This is a genomic window from Streptomyces griseorubiginosus (assembly GCF_001514195.1).
Classification (GTDB): domain Bacteria; phylum Actinomycetota; class Actinomycetes; order Streptomycetales; family Streptomycetaceae; genus Streptomyces; species Streptomyces griseorubiginosus.
Genome location: NZ_KQ948734.1, coordinates 594,878 through 614,707, shown reverse-complemented (window position 1 = coordinate 614,707; position 19,830 = coordinate 594,878). Strand labels below are relative to the sequence as shown.

The 19,830-nt window shown below is 70.5% G+C and carries 22 protein-coding genes; 14 read left to right on the top strand and 8 right to left on the bottom strand.

From position 1 onward, the window contains the following. Positions 1–12 precede the first annotated feature (12 nt). Together AQJ54_RS02800 and greA are read left to right on the top strand one after the other, a co-directional pair. Complete coding sequence (locus tag AQJ54_RS02800; protein WP_030326672.1) at positions 13–411, top strand: DUF4307 domain-containing protein; 399 nt, start codon at positions 13–15, stop codon at positions 409–411. Between the two features lie 167 nt (positions 412–578). Beyond that, positions 579–1,079, top strand: a complete 501-nt coding sequence (gene greA / locus AQJ54_RS02795) for a transcription elongation factor GreA (RefSeq protein WP_020136900.1) — start codon at positions 579–581, stop codon at positions 1,077–1,079. Between the two features lie 67 nt (positions 1,080–1,146). Here the strand turns inward: greA and AQJ54_RS02790 are convergent, their stop codons facing one another. From AQJ54_RS02790 to ilvA, 3 genes are all read right to left on the bottom strand, one after another. Beyond that, positions 1,147–1,947, bottom strand: coding sequence for an ABC transporter permease (locus tag AQJ54_RS02790; RefSeq protein ID WP_062023829.1), 801 nt, complete (start codon positions 1,945–1,947; stop codon positions 1,147–1,149). Beyond that, positions 1,944–2,924, bottom strand: a complete 981-nt coding sequence (locus tag AQJ54_RS02785) for an ATP-binding cassette domain-containing protein (protein ID WP_062233511.1) — start codon at positions 2,922–2,924, stop codon at positions 1,944–1,946. Before AQJ54_RS02785 ends, AQJ54_RS02790 begins: the two co-directional genes overlap by 4 nt. Positions 2,925–3,104: 180 nt before the next feature. Then, positions 3,105–4,334 (bottom strand): threonine ammonia-lyase, encoded by a 1,230-nt coding sequence (ilvA, locus tag AQJ54_RS02780; RefSeq protein WP_062023825.1) that lies wholly within the window; start codon positions 4,332–4,334, stop codon positions 3,105–3,107. Between the two features lie 164 nt (positions 4,335–4,498). Between ilvA and AQJ54_RS02775 the strand changes: the two genes are divergently transcribed. From AQJ54_RS02775 to AQJ54_RS02765, 3 genes are all read left to right on the top strand, one after another. After that, positions 4,499–5,002, top strand: coding sequence for a MarR family winged helix-turn-helix transcriptional regulator (locus AQJ54_RS02775; protein WP_020136904.1), 504 nt, complete (start codon positions 4,499–4,501; stop codon positions 5,000–5,002). A gap of 141 nt (positions 5,003–5,143) precedes the next feature. Beyond that, positions 5,144–5,653, top strand: a complete 510-nt coding sequence (locus AQJ54_RS02770) for a sigma factor-like helix-turn-helix DNA-binding protein (protein WP_062023823.1) — start codon at positions 5,144–5,146, stop codon at positions 5,651–5,653. A 103-nt stretch (positions 5,654–5,756) separates the two neighbouring features. After that, positions 5,757–6,005 (top strand): hypothetical protein, encoded by a 249-nt coding sequence (locus AQJ54_RS02765; RefSeq protein ID WP_062023821.1) that lies wholly within the window; start codon positions 5,757–5,759, stop codon positions 6,003–6,005. Between the two features lie 75 nt (positions 6,006–6,080). Here the strand turns inward: AQJ54_RS02765 and AQJ54_RS02760 are convergent, their stop codons facing one another. Continuing rightward, positions 6,081–7,238, bottom strand: a complete 1,158-nt coding sequence (locus AQJ54_RS02760) for a cystathionine gamma-synthase (RefSeq protein WP_020136907.1) — start codon at positions 7,236–7,238, stop codon at positions 6,081–6,083. Between the two features lie 310 nt (positions 7,239–7,548). Here AQJ54_RS02760 and AQJ54_RS02755 point away from each other — a divergent pair, with 310 nt between their 5' ends. The 6 genes from AQJ54_RS02755 (at position 7,549) to AQJ54_RS02730 (ending at position 13,665) form a co-directional block, all read left to right on the top strand. Beyond that, the gene (locus AQJ54_RS02755; protein ID WP_062233508.1) at positions 7,549–8,667 is read left to right on the top strand and encodes a hypothetical protein; all 1,119 of its coding nucleotides are present in this window, start codon (positions 7,549–7,551) and stop codon (positions 8,665–8,667) included. A gap of 250 nt (positions 8,668–8,917) precedes the next feature. Beyond that, on the top strand, positions 8,918–10,555 hold the full coding sequence (locus AQJ54_RS02750; RefSeq protein ID WP_062233504.1) for a M48 family metalloprotease: 1,638 nt from the start codon (positions 8,918–8,920) through the stop codon (positions 10,553–10,555). Continuing rightward, positions 10,552–11,712, top strand: a complete 1,161-nt coding sequence (locus AQJ54_RS02745) for a hypothetical protein (protein WP_062233501.1) — start codon at positions 10,552–10,554, stop codon at positions 11,710–11,712. The genes AQJ54_RS02750 and AQJ54_RS02745 overlap by 4 nt, the downstream gene beginning before the upstream one ends. Positions 11,713–11,944: 232 nt before the next feature. After that, positions 11,945–12,610: a peptide-methionine (S)-S-oxide reductase MsrA gene (gene msrA, locus AQJ54_RS02740; protein ID WP_062233499.1), complete on the top strand. Its 666-nt coding sequence runs from the start codon at positions 11,945–11,947 to the stop codon at positions 12,608–12,610. Then, complete coding sequence (locus tag AQJ54_RS02735) at positions 12,603–12,941, top strand: hypothetical protein (protein WP_063806393.1); 339 nt, start codon at positions 12,603–12,605, stop codon at positions 12,939–12,941. The genes msrA (AQJ54_RS02740) and AQJ54_RS02735 overlap by 8 nt, the downstream gene beginning before the upstream one ends. A 130-nt stretch (positions 12,942–13,071) precedes the next feature. Then, on the top strand, positions 13,072–13,665 hold the full coding sequence (locus tag AQJ54_RS02730) for a DUF4291 domain-containing protein (RefSeq protein WP_062234861.1): 594 nt from the start codon (positions 13,072–13,074) through the stop codon (positions 13,663–13,665). A gap of 55 nt (positions 13,666–13,720) precedes the next feature. Here AQJ54_RS02730 and AQJ54_RS02725 read toward each other — a convergent pair whose 3' ends face one another. Next, positions 13,721–14,068: a hypothetical protein gene (locus tag AQJ54_RS02725; RefSeq protein WP_062233494.1), complete on the bottom strand. Its 348-nt coding sequence runs from the start codon at positions 14,066–14,068 to the stop codon at positions 13,721–13,723. A 383-nt stretch (positions 14,069–14,451) separates the two neighbouring features. Here AQJ54_RS02725 and AQJ54_RS02720 point away from each other — a divergent pair, with 383 nt between their 5' ends. Both AQJ54_RS02720 and AQJ54_RS02715 read left to right on the top strand, forming a co-directional pair. Further along, positions 14,452–15,129, top strand: a complete 678-nt coding sequence (locus tag AQJ54_RS02720; protein ID WP_062233490.1) for a hypothetical protein — start codon at positions 14,452–14,454, stop codon at positions 15,127–15,129. A 124-nt stretch (positions 15,130–15,253) separates the two neighbouring features. Next, positions 15,254–16,021 carry an MBL fold metallo-hydrolase gene (locus AQJ54_RS02715; RefSeq protein WP_062233486.1) on the top strand — a complete coding sequence of 256 codons (768 nt, stop codon included), beginning with the start codon at positions 15,254–15,256 and terminating at the stop codon, positions 16,019–16,021. A gap of 178 nt (positions 16,022–16,199) precedes the next feature. Here AQJ54_RS02715 and msrA (AQJ54_RS02710) read toward each other — a convergent pair whose 3' ends face one another. Further along, positions 16,200–16,712: a peptide-methionine (S)-S-oxide reductase MsrA gene (gene msrA, locus AQJ54_RS02710; RefSeq protein WP_030326696.1), complete on the bottom strand. Its 513-nt coding sequence runs from the start codon at positions 16,710–16,712 to the stop codon at positions 16,200–16,202. A gap of 272 nt (positions 16,713–16,984) precedes the next feature. On the opposite strand from msrA (AQJ54_RS02710), the gene AQJ54_RS02705 reads away from it, so the two are divergent. Next, on the top strand, positions 16,985–17,908 hold the full coding sequence (locus AQJ54_RS02705) for a DUF5829 family protein (protein ID WP_062233483.1): 924 nt from the start codon (positions 16,985–16,987) through the stop codon (positions 17,906–17,908). 59 nt (positions 17,909–17,967) lie between these two features. On the opposite strand, the gene AQJ54_RS02700 is transcribed toward AQJ54_RS02705, so the two are convergent. Further along, positions 17,968–18,348, bottom strand: a complete 381-nt coding sequence (locus AQJ54_RS02700) for a VOC family protein (RefSeq protein WP_062233480.1) — start codon at positions 18,346–18,348, stop codon at positions 17,968–17,970. A gap of 275 nt (positions 18,349–18,623) precedes the next feature. Next, positions 18,624–19,664: an NAD(P)-dependent alcohol dehydrogenase gene (locus AQJ54_RS02695; protein ID WP_062023793.1), complete on the bottom strand. Its 1,041-nt coding sequence runs from the start codon at positions 19,662–19,664 to the stop codon at positions 18,624–18,626. Positions 19,665–19,830: the final 166 nt, after the last annotated feature.

The following is a 19,830-nucleotide window of genomic DNA, read 5'->3' as shown; positions in this document are numbered from 1 at the left end:
CAGGAGACGATCATGAGCACGGCGAGCACTCAGCTGCCCGAGGGCCGCTACGGCCGTTCCTCGGACGAGCGCGCCGACCACAAGCTCAAGATCGTCGGCGCCGTGCTCGGCACCCTCGTTCTCGTGCTGATCGGTTACTTCGCGTACCACTACGTGGGCCAGAACAAGATCAGCGGCGAGGTGATCGCCTTCGACGCGAAGAAGACCGCGGTCGAGGTGCATCTGGAGGTCCGCAAGGACTCCGGCGCCTCCGGGTACTGCACGGTCCGCTCCCAGGCGGCCGACGGCTCCGAGGTGGGCCGGGCCGACTTCCGCTTCAGCGGTGACGCCACCCGCATCGACCGGCTCGTCACACTCCGTACGACGGCCCCGGGCACCACGGCCGAGCTGCTGGGCTGTCACGCCGACTGACGTCACCCCCGATACTCGCCTCTGAGCTGCGTCGACGTATTTCTGTGGGCTTATGTCCTCCCCCTTCGGCCCCTGAATTGTTAGGCTCGTGGTTTCGCCCATCCGTGAAGGAACATTCTTCTGGGTAGGGCGATGCTTTGTATTCCCAGTACCTACGAGGAGCACCTGTGACCCAGACCAGCGAAGACGTCACCTGGCTTACGCAGGAGGCGTACACCAAGCTCAAGGAAGAGCTGGCGTACCTGTCTGGTCCCGCGCGCGAGGAAGTGACCGCGAAGATCGCGGCCGCGCGCGAGGAGGGCGACCTGCGCGAGAACGGCGGGTACCACGCGGCCAAGGAAGAGCAGGGCAAGCAGGAGCTCCGCATCCGCCAGCTGACCCAGCTCCTGGAGAAGGCCAAGGTCGGCGAGGCTCCGGCGTCCGCGGACGGCACCGTGGCTCCCGGCATGGTCGTGACCATCGCCTTCGACGGCGACGAGGACGACACCATGACCTTCCTGCTCGCCTCCCGCGAGTACGCGAGTGCGGACGTCGAGACCTACTCGCCGCAGTCCCCGCTCGGCTCCGGTGTGATCGGCCACCGGGTCGGTGAGGACGCGGAGTACGAGCTGCCGAACGGCAAGAAGGCCTCCGTCACGATCCTGAAGGCCGAGCCCTACAGCGGCTGACCCGGCCGCCCCACCGCCCTCGACCGGCCCCCGGCGCCCTTGTGGCGCCGGGGGCCGTGTCATGGGCTCAGCCGTGCGCCCGGCGGTACTTGCGGACCGCCAGCGTGCGGAAGACCAGGATGATCACGACCGACCAGATCAGCGAGGCCCACACGGGGTGCTGCATGGGCCAGGCGTCGGAGGCCTGGAAGCCCGGCGGGAGGTTGCCGAACAGCTCGCGGCAGGCCTGCACGGTGGCGCTGAACGGGTTCCATTCCGCGATGTGTCTCAGGAAGGTCGGCATCTGGTTGGCGTCCACGAAGGCGTTCGAGATGAACGTCAGGGGGAACAGCCAGATCAGACCGCCTGAGGTCGCGGCCTCGGGGGTGCGCACGGACAGGCCGATGAGCGCGCCGATCCAGGAGAAGGCGTATCCGAGCAGCAGGAGCAGACCGAATCCGGCGAGGACCTTGCCGAAGTTCTCGTGGGTGCGCCAGCCGACGATCAGGGCGACGAGCGCGAGCACGACGAGGGTGAGCGCCGTCTGGGCGAGGTCGGCGATGGTCCGGCCGGTGAGTACCGCGCCCCGGGTCATGGGCAGGGAGCGGAACCGGTCGATGAGGCCCTTGTGCATGTCGTCGGCGATGCCCGCACCGGCGCCCGCCGTGGCGAAGGTGACGGTCTGGGCGAAGATGCCGGCCATCAGGAACTCGCGGTAGGCCTGGGTGGAGGTGGACGAGCCGACCTGGATCGAGCCGCCGAAGACGTAGGTGAACAGCACCACGAACATGATCGGCTGGATCAGGCCGAAGATGATCATCTCGGGGATCCGGCTCATGCGGATCAGATTTCTGCGGGTGATCACCAGGGAATCGCTCACGGCGCTCACTTGGCGCTCTCCTTCTTGTCGCTCTCCTCGCCCTTGGCCTCGGCCACGTGTCCCGTCAGGGACAGGAAGACGTCGTCGAGGGTGGGCCGGCGCAGTCCGATGTCGTCGATCTCGATGCCGCGGGTGTCGAGCTCACGGATGACCTCGGCGAGCAGTTTGGCGCCGCCGGTCACCGGGACGGTGAGCTTGCGCATGTGGTCCTCGACGGTGGTCTCCCCCTTGCCGAAGCCGCGCAGGACCTCCGCGGCGGACTGGATGTGCTCGCGTTCGTGCACGACGACCTCGACGCGTTCTCCGCCGGTGCGGGCCTTGAGCTCGTCGGAGGTGCCCTGGGCGATGACCCGGCCGTGGTCCACGACCGCGACATCGTGGGCGAGGTGGTCTGCCTCTTCCAGGTACTGGGTCGTCAGCAGGAGGGTCGTACCGCCGGAGACCAGCTGCTTGATGACCTCCCACAGCATTTGGCGGTTGCGCGGGTCGAGGCCGGTTGTGGGCTCGTCCATGAACATCACGGGTGGTGAGACGACCAGGGCGGCGGCCAGGTCGAGACGGCGGCGCATGCCGCCGGAGTAGGTCTTGGTGGGGCGGTCGGCAGCGTCTGCGAGGTCGAACTGCTCCAGCAGCTCGGTCGCGCGGGCCTTCGCCGCCTTGCCCTTCATCTGGTAGAGCTGGCCGACCATCTGGAGGTTCTCGCGGCCGGTCAGGTATTCGTCGACCGCCGCGAACTGGCCGGAGAGGCCGATGGAGCGGCGGACGGCGTCGGGCTGCTGCTGCACGTCGAGGCCCGCGACGACCGCGCGGCCGCTGTCGGGTTTGAGCAGGGTGGTCAGACAGCGGACGGTCGTCGTCTTGCCGGCGCCGTTCGGTCCGAGGAGGCCCAGGACGGTGCCCTCCGGGACATCGAGGTCGACGCCGTCCAGAGCCTTTACGTCACCGAAGGTCTTGACCAGGCCTTCGGCGTAGATGGCGCCAGGCATATGAGTCTCCACGTCGTCGGGAATTTGGGGAAAGCCTAGGGAGGCGCGACTGCGTCCGCCTTCCCTTTTCGCACACACCATAACGCGATGTATCGCGTCTCTCAACGGACTTTCCCGAACGAGTGAACCCCCGCCCGCGGACCTGGCCGCGGACCCTGACCGGTGACCTGACCGGTGACCTCAGTCGATGACGAGGTAGCCCGCCTCCCGCAGGGCGCGGCCGACCTCGACGCAGTGCTCCGGTCCCTTGGTCTCCAGGTGCAGCTCGACCTCCGCCTCCGCGAGCCCGAGCCGCGGATCGGTCCGGACGTGGCTCACGTCGAGGACGTTGGCGTCCACCGCCGACAGCACCCCGAGCAGCGTCGCGAGGGCACCCGGCCGGTCGGTGAGGCGGAGCCGTACGGCCAGGTAGCGGCCCTGCGCGGCCATGCCGTGGCGCAGGACGCGCTGGAGCAGGACGGGGTCGACGTTGCCGCCGGACAGCAGCGCGACGACCGGCCCCTCGAAGGCACCGGGGTCGCTCAGCAGGGCCGCGACCGGGCTCGCCCCGGCCGGCTCGACGACCAGCTTGGCCCGCTCCAGGCACAGCAGCAGGGCGGCGGACAGCTCGTCCTCCGACACCGTGCGGACCTCGTCCACCAGTGCGTCCACGATCCCGAACGGCACGTCGCCGGGCCGTCCGACCTTCATGCCGTCCGCCATCGTCGCCGGGTTCTCGATCGCCACCGGGCGCCCGGCCGCCAGCGAGGGCGGATACGCGGCCGCGCCCGCCGCCTGCACGCCCACGATCCGCACGTCGGGCCTCAGGGCCTTCACGGCGATCGCCACACCGGCCGCGAGTCCGCCGCCGCCGATGCCGAGGACGATCGTGCGCACCTCGGGGCACTGCTCCAGGATCTCCAGGCCGACCGTGCCCTGGCCCGCGATGACGTCGGGGTGGTCGAAGGGGTGGATGAACACCGCGCCCGTCTCGGCCGCGTACTCCTGGGCGGCGGTCAGCGTCTCGTCGACCACCTGGCCGTGCAGCCGCACCTCGGCGCCGTAGTCCCTGGTCGCGCTGACCTTCGGCAGCGGGGCGCCCTTCGGCATGAACACCGTGGAGCGCACGCCGAGCAGCGTGGAGGCCAGCGCGACGCCCTGCGCGTGGTTCCCGGCGCTCGCGGCCACGACACCCGCGGCCCGCTCCTCGGGCAGCAGCCCGGCGATCCGCACGTAGGCGCCGCGGAGCTTGAAGGATCCCGTGCGCTGGAGGTTCTCGCACTTGAAGTGCACCGGCGCGCCCACCAGCTGACTCAGATGGCGGCTGCCCTCCATGGCGGTCGTCCGCGCCACGCCCGACAGCATCTTCTGCGCGCCCCGCACATCGTCGAGTGTCACCGGCGGCACGGAGGGGGCCTTGCGGTAGTTCATGACTCAAGTCTCGCAGTTCACACGTGCGGACTCGCGCTGTGACCAACGTCCGAGACGGGTTTGCGCAGCGCTGGTACGGCTTGCCTCCAAGCCGCGTACTCTGTCCCCCAATTCAGCTCCCCCTTTCATGAAGTGAGCCTCCGGCCATGCCCACAACACCTGAAATGTCGATGGACATGACGACCGTCGGTGACACCGGTCTCCTCGACACCCTCCAGCACGAGGTGGCGCTCTTCGCCCGTCGTGCCGAACAGACCCGGCTCGGCGGGGTGGGGCAGGTGCGCAACTCCATGGACCGGGCCGCGTACCTGCTGCTCAACCGGCTCGACAAGGAAGGCCCGATGGGCGTCAAGGCCCTCGCGGCGAGCATGGGCATCGACTCGTCGACCGTCACCCGGCAGGTGGCACCGCTCGTCGACACCGGGCTGGTCAAGCGCACCTCGCACCCCGAGGACGGGCGCGCGGTGGTGCTCCAGCTGTCCCCGCGCGGGCAGTCCCGGCTGGAGGAAGTGCGCTCCTCCCGGCGTCAGTTGATGGCCGAGCTGACACACGACTGGGCGCCGGAGGAGCGCGAGGCGTTCTGCACGCTCCTCACGCGCTTCAACACGGCTCTCTCCTCGCGAATGGCCGCCCAGGACGTCCCGGCACCGGAGGCCCAGTCGTCCTAGCCCCCGGCACACGCGTGTGCGGCCCCACCTCTTGACCGGACGGCCGTACCGGGCCTCATATGAGACCGGGGGGCCTTCGAGACCGGGTTCTCGTGGTCGTGCGAAGCCGTCGTACGACCGTCCGCGGCGGCGGGAGGTGCGGTGCGGCAACGGCAGGTGGTCCAGGGCACGCGTCGGACCAGGGAGTTCGAGGCGTTCGTCGCGGGCGCGTCCGGGCGGCTGCTGCACACGGCCACCCTCCTGACGGCGGAGGCCCCGGACGACAACCCGCGCGCGCGGCGGCTGCTGACCCTGGCGCTCGCCCACACGTACGCGTGCTGGGACCGGCTGCGCGGCGAGGATCCCTACGACCGGACCCGCCAGGACCTCGCGCTGCGCTACGCACACGGCACCTGGCGCCGCCACGGACTGCTGCTGCGCGGCCGTACGCACTCCGCCGGCCCGCTGGCCGGGCTGGCCCCCCAGGAGCGTCTGATCGTGGTGCTGCGGCTCTACGAGGGCGTGGCCGAGGAGCAGGCGGCGGCGCTGCTGGGTCTGCCCACGGAGCGGGTCGGCACGATCTGCGACCGGGCCACGGCGACCCTTCTGCATCCTCCGCGCGAGGCCGCACCGACGGTGGTGGGCGCGAAGGCGAAGGTGGCGGCGTCATGAGAGACACGCCCCCGAGACACACGCTCCCCGGACACACGCTCCCCAGACACGCGCTCCTGGGACACCCGCTTCTCAGACGTACAGGACGCCCCGGGAGGCGCGCGTGAACCGTAACCAGCGGGAGGCCGCCGTGCGGCAGCTCATGGAGCGGGCGACGCCGCAGGTGCCGGCGGACCTCTACGGGGACGCCGTACGGCGTGGGACGCGCATGCTGCGGCGCAGGGTCGTGGCGCGCCGGCTCATGTGGCTGGCGCTGTTCGCGGCGGGTGTGGCGTTCACGGTGTGGGCGCTGACCGCGCGCCCGTGGGTGGAGCCGCCGTCCACGACGACTCCACCGATGACGGGCTGGTGAGCCCGGGCCGCTCGTGAGCCCGGCCGCCGGCGAGTGCGGCCCCGGACTACGCGGCCCCGGACTACGCGGCCCGGACTACTTGGTCAGCGCCTGCTGGAGATCCTCCAGCAGGTCGTCGACGTTCTCGATGCCCACGGACAGGCGCACCAGGTCGGCGGGCACCTCGAGGGCAGAGCCCGCCACGGACGCGTGCGTCATCCGGCCCGGGTGCTCGATCAGCGACTCGACGCCGCCCAGGGACTCGCCCAGGGTGAAGATCTTCGCGCGGTTGCAGACCTCGACGGCCGCCTCCTCGCCGCCCTCCACCCGGAAGGACACCATGCCGCCGAAGGAACGCATCTGCTTCGCGGCGACCTCGTGGCCGGGGTGGTCCTCCAGGCCCGGGTAGAGGACCTGCGTCACGCGCGCGTGCCGGGTGAGCATGTCGGCGACCTTGGTGGCGTTCTCGCTGTGCCGGTCCATGCGCACCGACAGCGTCTTGGCGCCGCGCAGCACCAGCCAGGAGTCGAAGGGCCCGGCGACCGCGCCCATCGCGTTCTGGTGGTACGCCAGCTCCTCGCCGAGCGTCTCGTCGGCGGTGACCAGCGCGCCCCCGACGACGTCGGAGTGGCCGCCCATGTACTTGGTCAGGGAGTGCACGACGACGTCGGCGCCCAGCGACAGCGGCTGCTGGAGGTAGGGCGTGGCGAAGGTGTTGTCGACGACGAGCTTCGCGCCCGCGTCCCGGGAGACCTGGGCGACGGCGGCGATGTCGGTGATGCCGAGCAGCGGGTTGGAGGGGGTCTCCACCCACACGGCCTTGGTCTTCGGGGTGATCGCGGCCCGTACAGCGGCCGGGTCGCTGGTGTCGGCGACCGACCACTCGACACCCCACCGGGCGACGACCTTGGCGAACAGCCGGAAGGTGCCGCCGTACGCGTCGTTGGGGATGACCACGTGGTCGCCGGGGCTGAGCAGCGTACGCAGCAGGCAGTCCTCGGCAGCCAGTCCGGACGCGAACGCGAGGCCCCGGCGGCCGCCCTCGAGTGCGGCGAGGTTCTCCTCCAGGGCGGTGCGGGTCGGGTTGGCGCTACGGCTGTACTCGTAGCCGCCGCGCAGACCGCCGACGCCGTCCTGCTTGTAGGTCGAGACCTGGTAGATCGGGGGGACCACCGCGCCGGTGAGGGGGTCCGCGGTGTTGCCCGCGTGAATGGCGAGGGTCTCGAAGTGCTGACTGATGTGCGTGTCGCTCATGGGCCCCGAGGGTAGTCCGCTCGCGAGGCGGATGACGGACACCGAGGTCGGGGCGGTCGTACGGCAGGGATTTCCCCCGGCGTCGGGGCGGGGGGATTCCCGAGCGGGCGTGCGGTGTTGCAGGGCGGCCTGTCCGCCGCGGGCCCGTGCTGCGCAGCGAGGCTTGCGGGTCGCGGGCCGGTGCTGCACGGCGGGGCGTTCGGGCTGCTCGGGGCGGTTTTCCACAGTGGGTGCGGGTCGGTGCGGGGAGTTTTCCACAGGCCGCCGACCGGGTTGGGCAATTGTCGGTGGCGTCTGGAACTCTTGAGGCATGGAGATTCTCTGGGTCCTGATGGCGGTGGTCCTGCTGGGCTTCGTGCTGCTCCCGTTCCTGCGGCGCAGGCGAGGCGGGATCGAGCAGGTCCCGGCGGGCCACCCGGACGCGGCGGACCCAGCGAACTACGGCTTCGTGCTGCAGGAGGAGCTGGACGTCCGTATGCCCGGCCCCGACCAGGACCTGCTGGACGTCCTTGACCTGGTGCAGCGCACCCAGGACTACAAGGCGGCCTCCCAGCTGCTGGCCGGCACCGAGCGGGAGGGCGAGCTGCGCTGGCAGCGGGTGCAGGCGTTCGCCGGTGCCGCCTCGCTGGAGTTGCAGCAGCGGCCGGGCGGCGTGAGCGAGGCGCCGGGCGGACAGTGGCTGCGGGTGTGGCGGGCCGAGCAGCCCAAGGACGCGGGCGGCGCGGCCGTGCACGCGGAGTTCCTGGTGCAGCAGGCGTGGCGCACGTCGACGCCGGGCACCGACGACTTCCGGATCATCATGGAGGAGGCGAAGGCGGCCTGCGGCGAGGCGGCGCTGCTGGCTCCCGGCGATCCGGTGCCGTACATCGTGGAGCTGTCCGTCGCACGCGGACTGGGCTACTCCCAGGCGGAGTTCGAGCAGCTGTGGCTGAAGATCCTGGACCGGGCGCCGACCCACATGGGAGCGCATCTGGCCGCGCTGCACTACTGGTGCGAGAAGTGGCACGGCTCGCGGGAGCAGGCGTACGGATTCGCCGAGGCGGCGGCCGCCCGTGCCCCACGGGGCTCGCTGCTGGCCGCGATGCCGCTGTTCGCGGTCTTCGAGCACCTGCCGGAGGTGAACCTGGTCAGCGGCTTCTACCAGAGCGAAGTCGTCACCAAGGCCATCCACGGCGCGCTGCACGCGGTGCACTCGGCCCGCGCGGACGACCCGATGCTGGCTCATGTGCGGCATCTGCTGCTGTTCTTCCTGGTGCGCGGTGAGCGCTGGGCGGAGGCGATGAGTCAGCTCGTGCACATCGACGGCCATGTCGGCGCCCTGCCCTGGACCCTGTCCGCGGACCCGGCCGCCGAGTTCGCGATATACCGGGCCCTGGCGGTGGCGGGGTACGAGGCGAACGGCGGCAGTCCGGCGACGCTCGCGCAGTGACGCCGTAGCGGTCCTCCCGAGTGACGCCGTAGCGGCCCTCCCCGGTGCCGCCGTAGGCGCCCTCCCGGGCCTGCCACGCGCCCTGCCGTGGGCGTGTCTTGCCTGATGGGGGGCCGGTCGGCCATACTCCGCGCTCACACTCTGTTGGTCATGAGCACGCCGCATGTGCCCGCTGACCGGCAGGTGGTCAGTGATCATTCGATCCGTCCCGTGGGGGGACCGATCCGTCCTGTGGGGGGACTTCTGCCCAATGGGCACGACTCTGCGTGCGCTGCGCGCTCTTCTGCTGCTCGCCGGCTTCTATCTGCTCGGCGTCCTGCTGCTGGCCGCACTGGCCGGCGCCGACTATCTGCTGTTGCTGCACGCCCCGACCAGCCTCGCGGGCAAGTTGATCATCGTCTCCGTGCTGCTGGCGATCCCGCTGGTGCAGGGCCTGTTCATGCTCCGCACCCCGCGCGAGGAGGAAATGGCGGGCCTGCCCGTCACCGAGTCCGACGAGCCCGAACTGTGGCGGACGGTGAGGGAGTTGGCCAACGAGGTCGGCACCGCCGCCCCGTCCCGGATCGTCCTGACCGCCGACGTCAACGCCGCCGTCTCCGAGGACGCCCGGCTGCTGGGACTGCGCGCGGGACCGCGCCGCCTCTACCTCGGCGTGCCGCTGCTGCAAGGGCTGTCGCAGGCGCAGTTGCGCGCGGTCCTCGCCCATGAGCTGGGCCACTACTCGAACTCCGACACCCGGCTCGCCGCCATGACCGTGCGCGGCCGCGCCCAAGTCCTGCGCACCATCAGGCACTTCGAGCAGCGCGCGGACAACACGGCCGCGCGCGAGCAGGCCCGGCAGGAGAAGAAGAACGCCAAGGCCGAGGCGAAGGGCAAGCAGGCCAAGGAGGTCGACACCGGCCACGCGGGCATCACCTACCGCGCCATGGCGAAGATCTACATCGGCTACGCCAAGCTGTACTTCCGCGCCACGCAATCCGTCTCCCGCCGCCAGGAGTACGCCGCCGACACCGCGGCCGCCCGCATCGCCGGACGCGACGCCACCGCGTCGGCACTGCGCGAGATCCCGGTGCTGAGCAGCTCGTTCGACTTCTACATGAACTGCTACGCCACCCTCGGCACCGACCAGGAGCTGCTGCCGCCGCGCGGTGAGATGTTCGGCGGCTTCGGCCGGATGCTGAACGGCCGCCGTCTGGAGCTGGTCGAGATGCGCGGCGATCTGCCCACGGGGCCGACCTCGCCGTACGACTCGCATCCGCCGATCGCCGACCGGGTGCGCCGGATCGAGGAACTGCCCGACGACGGACGCGCGGACGAGGACCGGGGTGCCGCCCTCGACCTCCTCACCGACCCGCACCGGACGCTGACGGAGCTGGAGGACGCGGTGCTGACGGAGGCGGTGCGGGGCTTCCGCCGTAGCGCCGACTGGCAGGAGCTGCTCGACGAGGTGATGGCGAAGTCGTTCCGGGCCGGGTCGACGCCGCTGCACCGGGCGTACGCCGAGTACGCCGGCGAGCAGCCGACGCTGCCCGCGCTGCTCGACCTGATCGAGGACGGCAGGCTGTGGGAGCTGGCGAAGCGGCTGCCGCTGTCCGAGGAGGCGGCCGCGGCTCGGGGGCGGGTGTTCCGTGAGTTCGTACGGCCGACCCTGCACAGGTCGTTGAAGAGCATGGCGCTGGCCGAGCTGAACGAGCGTGGGCTGCTGCGCTGGGAGTTCTCCTGGGAGCGGTCCGCCATCCCGCGCCCGCCGCGGGACGCGCAGGGGCACGAGACGGATCTCGACGAGGTGGTCGCCCCGGTCGTCACCGACGCGCCGGACACGACGGCACTGCGGGCGCTGCTCGCACGGGAGCCTGAGCCCCAGGGATCGCCGCGAGGTGCGATGTGATCATCCTCTGGATCGTTCTGGGCGTCATCGGGCTGCCGTTGCTCGCCCTGGGCCTGTACTTCCTGAAGGCCATCGTGCAGGGCGCGTTGGAGGGCTGGCGCGGGGCGGACGACGGGTCCGGGGAGAACGGCTCCGAGCAGGACGCCGACCGGCCGTACGAGCTGCCGGCCGCGGCCGCCGCGCTGGGGATGCGGCCGCCCGAGGAGCAGAACAGGGACTCCGCGGCGCCGGTCCCGGCGGTGCTCGCTTCCGCCGTCGCGGCCGCCAGGAGCGGCGACTGGCAGCCGGCCGCGGATCTGCTGGACGCGACGGCCGCCGGGCGGGACTGGGAGAACCGGTCCTTCCACAGCTGGTGGCTCGCGGACATGGCCGCCGATGACGACACCTGGCTGCTGGCCTGGGAGAGCGTCCGCCCCGACGACCCGGGCGCCGCCCTGGTGAGGGCGCGCAGCACGGTGGCGCTGGCGGGGAAGATCCGTGGGGCGAAGCAGGCGAAGTACACCACCGCCGAGCAGTTCGCCGGTTTCCGCCGGGTCATGGAGCAGTCCCGCGAGCACCACGCGCGGGCGGCGGAACTCGCGGTCGAGGGCGACCCGGTGCCGTACATCGGACGGATCTCGACCGCGCTGGGACTCGGTGACCCGCACATCGAGATGGAACGCATCTGGAAGGAGATCACCGAACGCGACCCGCACCACTACGAGGCGCACTACATGGCCCTCCAGTACTGGTGCGCGAAGTGGCGCGGTTCGGAGAAGCTGGCCCGGGAGTTCGCGGCCGAGGCCGCGGAGAAGGCCCCGCCGGGCAGCCTGATGACGGTCTTCCCGCTGATCGCGCACTTCGAGCACGACGAGTCGGACACGACGGACGCCGACCGTACGCCGGAGATGCGGACCCTGGTCGACGCGCTGCTCGCGGACGTGACGGCGGCGGATCCGGCCCATCCGCGGCTGGCGGAGGCGCGACACATGCTGGCGTACTACCTGAGCCTCCAGGACCGGGACGAGGCCGCGGTGGAGCAGTTCCGGCTGGTCGACGGCTATGTGGACGCGCTGCCGTGGCGGTACCGGGCGGATCCGGCGGCGGCGTTCTGCCGGATGCGGGATCTGAGCGTGGGGAATCTGAACGGGGGTGGGGGCGAGGGGACTTCTGGCTGAGAGAGCCGGTCGGGGGAGGGCGGCGGCTTGGGCGGACGGTCAAAATGCGGGTCGGAATACGGGTCGGGACGCGGGTCGGGACGCGGGTCGGAATGCGGGTCGGGACGCAAGCGTTGACGCGTCCACGGCCGCGCATTCGGCCACTGCACGGCGCACGGTGCAGCCGCTCACCGCCAACCCTCCGCGTGTCCTCACGTCCGCCTCCCCAGCCGCTCACGAAGGAGCCCGCGTCATGCTGTTCGGCCGCACGCCCGTTCTGCCCACGCCCGAGCAGGCGTTGCAGGGCCGCCCGGAGCCGGTGTTCAGGGTCCCGGACCGGCACACGGTCCTCGGCACTCCGCTCCTGGGCCCCTACCCCGAGGGCTACGGGACGGCCGACTTCGGCATGGGCTGCTTCTGGGGCGCGGAACGCACCTTCTGGAAGCTCCCGGTGGGCATCTGGACGACGCTGGTCGGCTACCAGGGCGGCCACACCGAGAACCCCACCTACGAGGAGGTCTGCTCGGGCCTCACGGGCCACGCCGAGGTGGTCCGGGTGGTGTACGACCCCGCCCTGATCTCGTACGAACGCCTCCTGAAGACCTTCTGGGAGTCCCACAACCCCACGCAGGGCTTCCGCCAGGGCAACGACGTGGGCACCCAGTACCGCTCGGCGATCCACACCCACACCCCCGAACAGGCAGCACTGGCCGAGTCCTCCCGAACCGCCTACCAGAAGGTCCTCACGTACTCGGGCCACCGCACCATCACCACGGAAATCCTCCCGGCCGAGACCCGCACCTTCTATCCGGCGGAGGGGTACCACCAGCAGTACCTCGACAAGAACCCGGCGGGCTACTGCGGGTTGGACGGGACGGGTGTCTCCTGCCCGGTCGGCCTGGCGATGACGGATGGTTGAGCCACTGCCGCCGGACGTGGCAGCGACGCTGCGTGCACTGCTGTCCGGCTCAGACCCGGTCAGCGGCGCCCTCCTGGCCCAGGTTCCCCACGCGCGGGTGGTGGGCAGGTGTGGCTGCGGTTGCGCGACGGTCGATCTGGAGGTGGACCGCACGGCGGCGGCTCCCGCTCCGCCGCACGACAACCCTGCCGTGGAGGAGGGGTACGCCGGCCCGCACTCGGCCGGTGTCTTGGTCTGCACCGAGGACGGTTACCTGTCGCTCCTGGAGATCTACTCGGTCGCCGACGAGCCGGTCTCAGCGTGGCCGGACCCCCGCCACATCGAGCGATGAGCGACTAGGCACATGCATTCAGCAGTACTTCGGCAAGAACCCGGCGGGGTACTGCGGGTTGGACTGCGAACGGGAGACCTTCGCCGAAAATCGGTGGCTGCCCGCACCGGCCCACCTCACGCTGTACGCCATGGAAGAACCAACACGCAGGATCCGTGCGGCCCACTCGGACTCCACCATCACCGTCTACCAGGCGTACTCCCGCGAAATCGGCCTGCCGGCCGCACGCGACGGTCGTTTCCCGGCCGCGTGGAAGCGGGACAGGATGACGTGGATCAAGCCGTCGTTCCTGTGGATGATGTACCGGTGCGGCTGGGGTGCCAAGGAGGGGCAGGAGACCGTTCTCGCTGTCGAGATCAGCCGTGAGGGCTTCGACTGGGCGCTGCGCAACGCGTGTCTGTCCAGCTACGCCCATGGCCTGCACCCCGACCGGGCCACCTGGCAACGCCAGTTGAAGCGTGCTCCCGCGCGCGTGCAGTGGGATCCCGAGCGGGATCTGCGCCTGCAACCCATGCCGTACCGGTCCCTGCAACTGGGCCTCTCAGGTGAGGCCGCACGGCGCTACGCCGACGAGTGGACGATCTCCATACGCGACGTGACCCCGCTCGCCCACGAGATCCACGCCCTGGTCGGCAGCGGTGACCTGGACTCCGCCGCCCGGCTGCTGCCCCAGGAGCGCCCCTATCCCGTCGAGGACGAGGTCCTCGCCCCGTTGCACGGATGACGAACTGGTCCCGGACACGTACCGCAAGCCACGCGACGCGTCCGGCCTGTGAGGCTCAGCCTCCCTCGGGTGACTCTGCCCGCATTGGTGCGCCGTGGCCGATGGTCATGGACCAGCGCACGCCTGAGGGTGCTTCGACCGAGGCGACGCCGCCGCGGTCCGCCCCTGTCAGGTCCACCTCGTTGTAATTGGTGCTGCTCTCGTCGGCGACGCATGGCTGCGAGAAGGACACCTGGAGGGGCCGTACGGCGACCTTGATCTTCCCTTCGCCCTGGCAGCGCACCGCGATGATGAGGGTCTGGCCCTTCCTGCCCTTGCTGTAAGCGACACTGGCACCCCCGCTGGTCATCCCCTGGCGAGCGGCAAGACTCTCGCTGACGTCCAGCTCCGGAGGGGTCTGCACGGAGGGTTGTGCGGTGCTCGGTGCGGAGGTCGCCGTCGCGGGACGGGCCGAGGAGGAGTGCCGAGGCTGAGCGGCCTGCCTGGTGTCCGGATGATCTGTTGTGCACGCGGCGGTGGGAAAGACCGTCGCAGCGCACAGGAGGCTCAGTCCTGTTGCGCGGGTCCAGCGCGGCATTTCGGTCCTTCCAGACGTACCAGCATCTCCTGCGATCATGTCAGTCCTGGAATCGGGCTCCCGGCTTCCTCGCAATTCCTGAGGAAGACATGAGGCACCGGCGAACACTACTAACGCTGCTAACACTGCGAACACCATCCTGATCACGGCACCGCTCGCTCCGCATCAACGCAGTTGGTTGCGTCCGCCGAAGGCCGGATCATGGATGCGTGACGAAGTGGACGAAGGTCGGTTCTCCGGTCGACCAGCCAGTTCCAGAACCGACGTTTTCCCCGTATCAGCACGCGCTCCGGCAGAGACTTCTCGCCGCCCCCGTGATCGCGGCCCCTGAGCCCTGGCGACGCATCGCCTGCACCCCTGTCGGTGGGCTTCTCGGTATCGGCTTCGCCTCGCACCCCGGCACCGGCCACGACTTGGTGATGGTGGTCTCGCACGACGGTCACGGGCTCTTCGACACCGTCACCGGGGAGAGGATCGCGCGGGATCGCGACCCGGACGACGAGGACGACCCGCGTGGCGCGGATCCCGCCCTGTGGTGTTCCGGGCTGGGACCGCTTGCCGGAAGCAGAGTGCGCATCGCCGGGCTTTTCGGCGGAGAGCTGCACAGCAGCAGCGGAGACGGTTGGACGCTGGAGGTCGTCGCCCCTGCCTGGCCGAACGAGCGGGTCCTGCTCTCGCGCGACGGCGGTCTGCCGCACTCCGGTCCGCACGGGGAGCACTGGTGGCACATCTTCGACTCCCGCTCCTCCGAACTCCGTACCGCCGGATTCTCCCCCTCCGGGAAGACCCTTGCCGTAGCGACGAGCAGCGATCTGTCCCTCTGGACGCGCGACACCGACGTCGACGTCGATCACAGCCCCGGGGGTGTCGCCCAGCTGTACGGATGACAGCCGGCCTCGCGGCAGCACAGGCTGGCCGCGACCGCGGAAACCCAACCCGACCGCAACGATGAGTTCGGTCGCCGCCCGCAGTCCCCACTCCGTGAGCGAGCGAAAGCGAAAGGGAGTGGACATGGGCGAGCTGACGCAGGTCGCGGACGGGGTCTGGGTGCGGCAGAGCGAGTGGGTCTGGTCCAACTCGGTCGTGGTGCGCGGGGACGACGGGCTGGTCCTGATCGATCCCGGCATCCACGGCGCCGAGCTGGACCGGCTCGCCGATGACGTGGACGGGCTCGGTGTGCCGGTGGTCGCCGGGTTCTCCACCCATCCCCACTGGGACCACCTGCTCTGGCACCCCCGGTTCGGTGACGTCCCGCGCTACGCCACCGCCCCTTGCGCCCACCTCGCCGGCCAGGCCAGGGAGCGGGCTCAGGCGATGGCGGCGGAGAGCGCGTCCGGCGTTCCTCTCGACCTGGTCGCGCTCGTGACCCCGCTGCCCGAGGACGGCAGTCCCCTGCCCGGCGAGGTCGTCGAGCATCGGGCGCACGCCGTCGGCCACGCCGCGCTGCTCCTCGCGGACCGTGGCGTCCTGCTCGTCGGCGACATGCTCTCCGACGTGCTGATCCCGCTCCTGGACATCCGTCAGGACGATCAGCTCAGTGCCTACGAGACGGCGCTCGACCTCCTCGAGAAGGCCGCCGCCCACGCCGACGTCGTCATCCCCGGCCACGGCGCCCTCGCCACGGGCAGCGAGGTGACGGACCGACTCACCGCCGACCGCGCCTACATCGCCGCCCTGCGACGGGGAGAGGAACCGGCCGACGCACGCCTGACGGCCGCGGAATGGCTGGCCGCCCCCCACCGCTCGAACCTCCAGCAGGCACGAGTTCGAGGGCGGTAGGAGGGCGCACCTGCACTCCCGCGCGTCCGTACAGCGAGTACGGCGGCGGGAGGGTGGCCGGCAGTCCGGCGCGTCGACTCCGGTGCGTCAGTCCTGCGCGTCGACTCCGGTGCACCAGTCCTGCGCGTCAGGCCGCGCCTCAGCCCTACGCCTCAGTCCCGCGCCTCACCCCTACGCCTCAGTCCTTCGCCCGCTCCGGCAGCCTCCAGCCCGGGCGGGGGAAGTGGCAGGTGTAGCCGTCGGGGTAGCGCTGGAGGTAGTCCTGGTGCTCCGGCTCGGCCTCCCAGAAGGGGCCGACCGGCTCGACCTCGGTGACGACCTTGCCGGGCCACAGACCGGACGCGTCCACGTCCGCGATCGTGTCCTCGGCGATCCGCTTCTGCTCGTCGTCGACGTAGTAGATCGCCGAGCGGTAGCTGAGGCCGATGTCGTTGCCCTGGCGGTTCTTGGTGCTCGGGTCGTGGATCTGGAAGAAGAACTCCAGGAGGGTGCGGTAGTCGGTCCGCTCGGGGTCGTAGAGGATCTCGATGGCCTCCGCGTGGGTGCCGTGGTTGCGGTACGTCGCGTTCGGCACGTCGCCCCCGGTGTATCCGACCCGGGTCGCCGTCACACCGGGAAGACGGCGGATCAGCTCCTCCATCCCCCAGAAGCATCCGCCCGCCAGCACGGCCCTCTGCGTCTGCGCAGCCATTGCCGCTCCTCCCATATCTGTCCGCTCGGTCACTCGAGGCGCTCGGCCCACATCTCACCGGCAGTCCACGCCCACTGTGCTCAACGCGGGAAGGGTCCCGCCGATTCCGCCCCCCTGTGCCACCGTCCGTGCCACCGTCCGTGCCGCCGTACGTGCCGCCGTACGGCATCTCAAACGCCGCCTCCCCATCATTCGGCCTCCGCCGAAAAGGAGGTTCGGCCGCGAACACCCTGTCCTACGATCCCCGCATGCTGATTCGTCGGACATTACGGATGATCGTCGTACTCGCCGTAACCCTCGTCGGAGCGGTCGGGGGCGGTGTGGGCACGGCCCAGGCCGAGGGAAGCGGAAGCGGAGCCTCTTATGACCGGCAGTTGCTGTTCTACAACCACTCCTACGGCGTGCTCGACCGGGAGACCGCCGATGCCATCGAGCGCTCCGACTACCTGAAGGACTTCGCGAGCTTCGAGGTCCGCACCACGACCGGCTCCGGCGGGCAGACCTGGACCGGCCGCTATCTGCGGGGGCGCGAGACCTACCTGGAACTGTTCGGGGTCGGTGACCTCCCCGGCCCGGACGGCACCCTCGGCGCCGCCGGACTGGGCGTGTCGACCGAACGGGACGGCGACCTGGCCACGGTCGCCGAGCGGATGAAGAGCGAGGGCGCCACCCCCATCGAGTTCCTCCAGACCCGGGACTTCGGTGACGGGGTGCCCGTGCCGTGGTTCGACGCCCTGCTCACCGCCACCGAGTACGACGCCTTCCAGGCCTGGGCGATGGAGTACCGCCCGGAGTACTTCGCCGATCCCCGCAGCAACACCGAGCCGGCGAGCTTTCCCGGCGACGTCGGCAGGGAGCGCTATCTCTCCGACGACTACCGCAACCACCTGATGCGTGACATCACCTCGGTCCACCTCGCCGTCACCGAGGGCGACCTCGCCGACACCGTGCCGCTGCTGCGGGCCGGCGGGTTCGCCGTGCGGACCGTCACCGGCGGGGGCGTGGTCGCGGAGGGCGGCGGCACCACGATCCGGCTCGACGCCGTGCCGCGCGCGCAGGCCGGGTTGCAGCGGGTCACCATGTCCCTGAACCGGCCCGTGAAGGACCGGCACGTGGAGCGGATCGGCAACTCCACGCTCACCGTCGGGCCCGGCAGCCACGCGGTGTGGACGTTCCCGGCCAACGGCACCCCGTAGAAAGGCAGCAGGCGTGGGGGCGGCCGTCGCCGCCCCCTACCGCTGGCCCCTGTCCGCTATCACCCGCTCCCGTACGGCCGCGTCAGTATCTCCAGCCGATGGCCGTTCGGGTCGTCGAAGTACGCGCCCCGGCCGCCGTCGTTGCGGTTGATCTCGCCGGGGCGGTGGTGGAAGGGGTCCGCCCAGTACGTCAGTCCCGCCCGCTCCACACGCGCGAAGATCGTGTCGAACTCGTCCTCCGAGACCAGGAACGCGTAGTGCTGGGGCGTGATCTCGTCGGACGTGTCCATGTAGTCCAGGGTCACGCCGTTGGGGATCTCGACGGGGACGAAGGGGCCGTACTGCGGGCTCACCCTCAGGCCCAGGATGTCGGCCAGGAAGCGGGCCGAGGCCTGCTTGTCGTGAGCGGCGACGATGGTGTGGTTCAGCTGAACGGTCATCGTGCGGGCCTCCCGGAAGCCACGGTGCGTGACAGCGCCTCCTCGCGAAAAGCCTACTCGCAGGGAGCCCGCCGACGGCCGCACGGCGAAGGGCCCCGCCGTACGGCGAAAGACCCCGCCGTACGGCGAAAGACCCTCGCGTAAGGCGAAGGACCCCCGTCGGCTGCCCTACGCCGAAGAACCCCGTCGGCCGCCGTACGCCGACGAACCCGCCGGCCGCCCTACGCCGAAGGACCCCGGCAGCTCGCCAGGGCCCTCCGCTCAAGCGGTCGGTGTCAGATCGTCGCCGTGTCGATCACGAACCGGTACCGCACGTCGCTGTTGACGACCCGCTCGTACGCCTCGTTGATCTCGGACGCGGCGATCAGCTCGATCTCCGCGCCGAGGCCGTGCGACGCGCAGAAGTCCAGCATCTCCTGGGTCTCGGCGATGCCGCCGATCATCGAACCGGCGAGGATCTTGCTGCCGCCGATGAGGGAGAAGAGGTTCAGGGAGATCGGCTCCTCGGGGGCACCCACGTTCACCAGGGCACCGCCCGCCTTCAGCAGGCCGAGGTACGCGCCGAAGTCCAGCGGGGCCGACACCGTGGAGAGGATCAGGTCGAAGGTGCCCGCGAGCTCCTTGAAGGTGTTCTCGTCGCTGGTCGCGTAGTAGTGGTCGGCGCCCAGCTTCAGGCCGTCGTCCTTCTTGCGCAGGGACTGCGACAGGACGGTGACCTCGGCGCCCAGCGCGTGCGCGATCTTGACGCCCATGTGGCCGAGGCCGCCCAGGCCGATCACGGCGACCTTCTTGCCGGGGCCGGCGCCCCACTTCTTGAGCGGGGAGTACGTGGTGATGCCGGCGCACAGCAGCGGCGCGGCCTCGTCGAGGGACAGGCCCTCGGGGATGCCGACCACGAAGTTCTCGTCGACGACGACCTTCTCGGAGTAGCCGCCGTAGGTGGGCTCGCCGTCCTTGCCGACGGCGTTGTACGTGCCGACGTTGCCGCCGGTGCAGTGCTGCTCCAGGCCGGCCTTGCAGTTCTCGCACTCACGGCAGGAGTCGACGAGACAGCCGACGCCCACGCGGTCGCCGACCTTGAACTTGGTGACACCGGCGCCGACCTCGGAGACCACGCCCGCGATCTCGTGGCCCGGGACCATCGGGAAGATGGCCTCGCCCCAGCCCTCGCGGGCCTGGTGGATGTCGGAGTGGCAGATACCGGCGAACTTGATGTCGATCAGGACGTCGTGCTCGCGGACCGCCCGGCGCTCGATGGTGGTGCGCTCCAGGGGAGCCTTGGCGGCGGGGGCGGCGTATGCGGCAACAGTGGTCATGAGGGTGGTTCTCCTCGAAGGGGGGGGTGCGCGCCCGGCTGCCTTCTGTCGTGTTCCATCCGTCCGGGCACGATGTACAGCGTGCCCGGAGAACCGGCATCCACCCAGGTCACCGCTCAGCCTACGTTCGCTGTGCCTACTACTGGCGGGGACAGGATCGTGTGCG

Coding starts and splice junctions, on each gene's coding strand:
- AQJ54_RS02800 (WP_030326672.1), top strand. CDS start 13: ATGAGCACGGCGAGCACTCAGCTGCCCGAGGGCCGCTACGGCCGTTCC.
- AQJ54_RS02785 (WP_062233511.1), bottom strand. CDS start 2,924: ATGCCTGGCGCCATCTACGCCGAAGGCCTGGTCAAGACCTTCGGTGAC.
- ilvA (WP_062023825.1), bottom strand. CDS start 4,334: ATGAACTACCGCAAGGCCCCCTCCGTGCCGCCGGTGACACTCGACGAT.
- AQJ54_RS02775 (WP_020136904.1), top strand. CDS start 4,499: ATGTCGATGGACATGACGACCGTCGGTGACACCGGTCTCCTCGACACC.
- AQJ54_RS02760 (WP_020136907.1), bottom strand. CDS start 7,238: ATGAGCGACACGCACATCAGTCAGCACTTCGAGACCCTCGCCATTCAC.
- AQJ54_RS02755 (WP_062233508.1), top strand. CDS start 7,549: ATGGAGATTCTCTGGGTCCTGATGGCGGTGGTCCTGCTGGGCTTCGTG.
- AQJ54_RS02750 (WP_062233504.1), top strand. CDS start 8,918: ATGGGCACGACTCTGCGTGCGCTGCGCGCTCTTCTGCTGCTCGCCGGC.
- msrA (WP_062233499.1), top strand. CDS start 11,945: ATGCTGTTCGGCCGCACGCCCGTTCTGCCCACGCCCGAGCAGGCGTTG.
- AQJ54_RS02735 (WP_063806393.1), top strand. CDS start 12,603: ATGGTTGAGCCACTGCCGCCGGACGTGGCAGCGACGCTGCGTGCACTG.
- AQJ54_RS02730 (WP_062234861.1), top strand. CDS start 13,072: ATGGAAGAACCAACACGCAGGATCCGTGCGGCCCACTCGGACTCCACC.
- AQJ54_RS02715 (WP_062233486.1), top strand. CDS start 15,254: ATGGGCGAGCTGACGCAGGTCGCGGACGGGGTCTGGGTGCGGCAGAGC.
- msrA (WP_030326696.1), bottom strand. CDS start 16,712: ATGGCTGCGCAGACGCAGAGGGCCGTGCTGGCGGGCGGATGCTTCTGG.
- AQJ54_RS02705 (WP_062233483.1), top strand. CDS start 16,985: ATGATCGTCGTACTCGCCGTAACCCTCGTCGGAGCGGTCGGGGGCGGT.
- AQJ54_RS02700 (WP_062233480.1), bottom strand. CDS start 18,348: ATGACCGTTCAGCTGAACCACACCATCGTCGCCGCTCACGACAAGCAG.
- AQJ54_RS02695 (WP_062023793.1), bottom strand. CDS start 19,664: ATGACCACTGTTGCCGCATACGCCGCCCCCGCCGCCAAGGCTCCCCTG.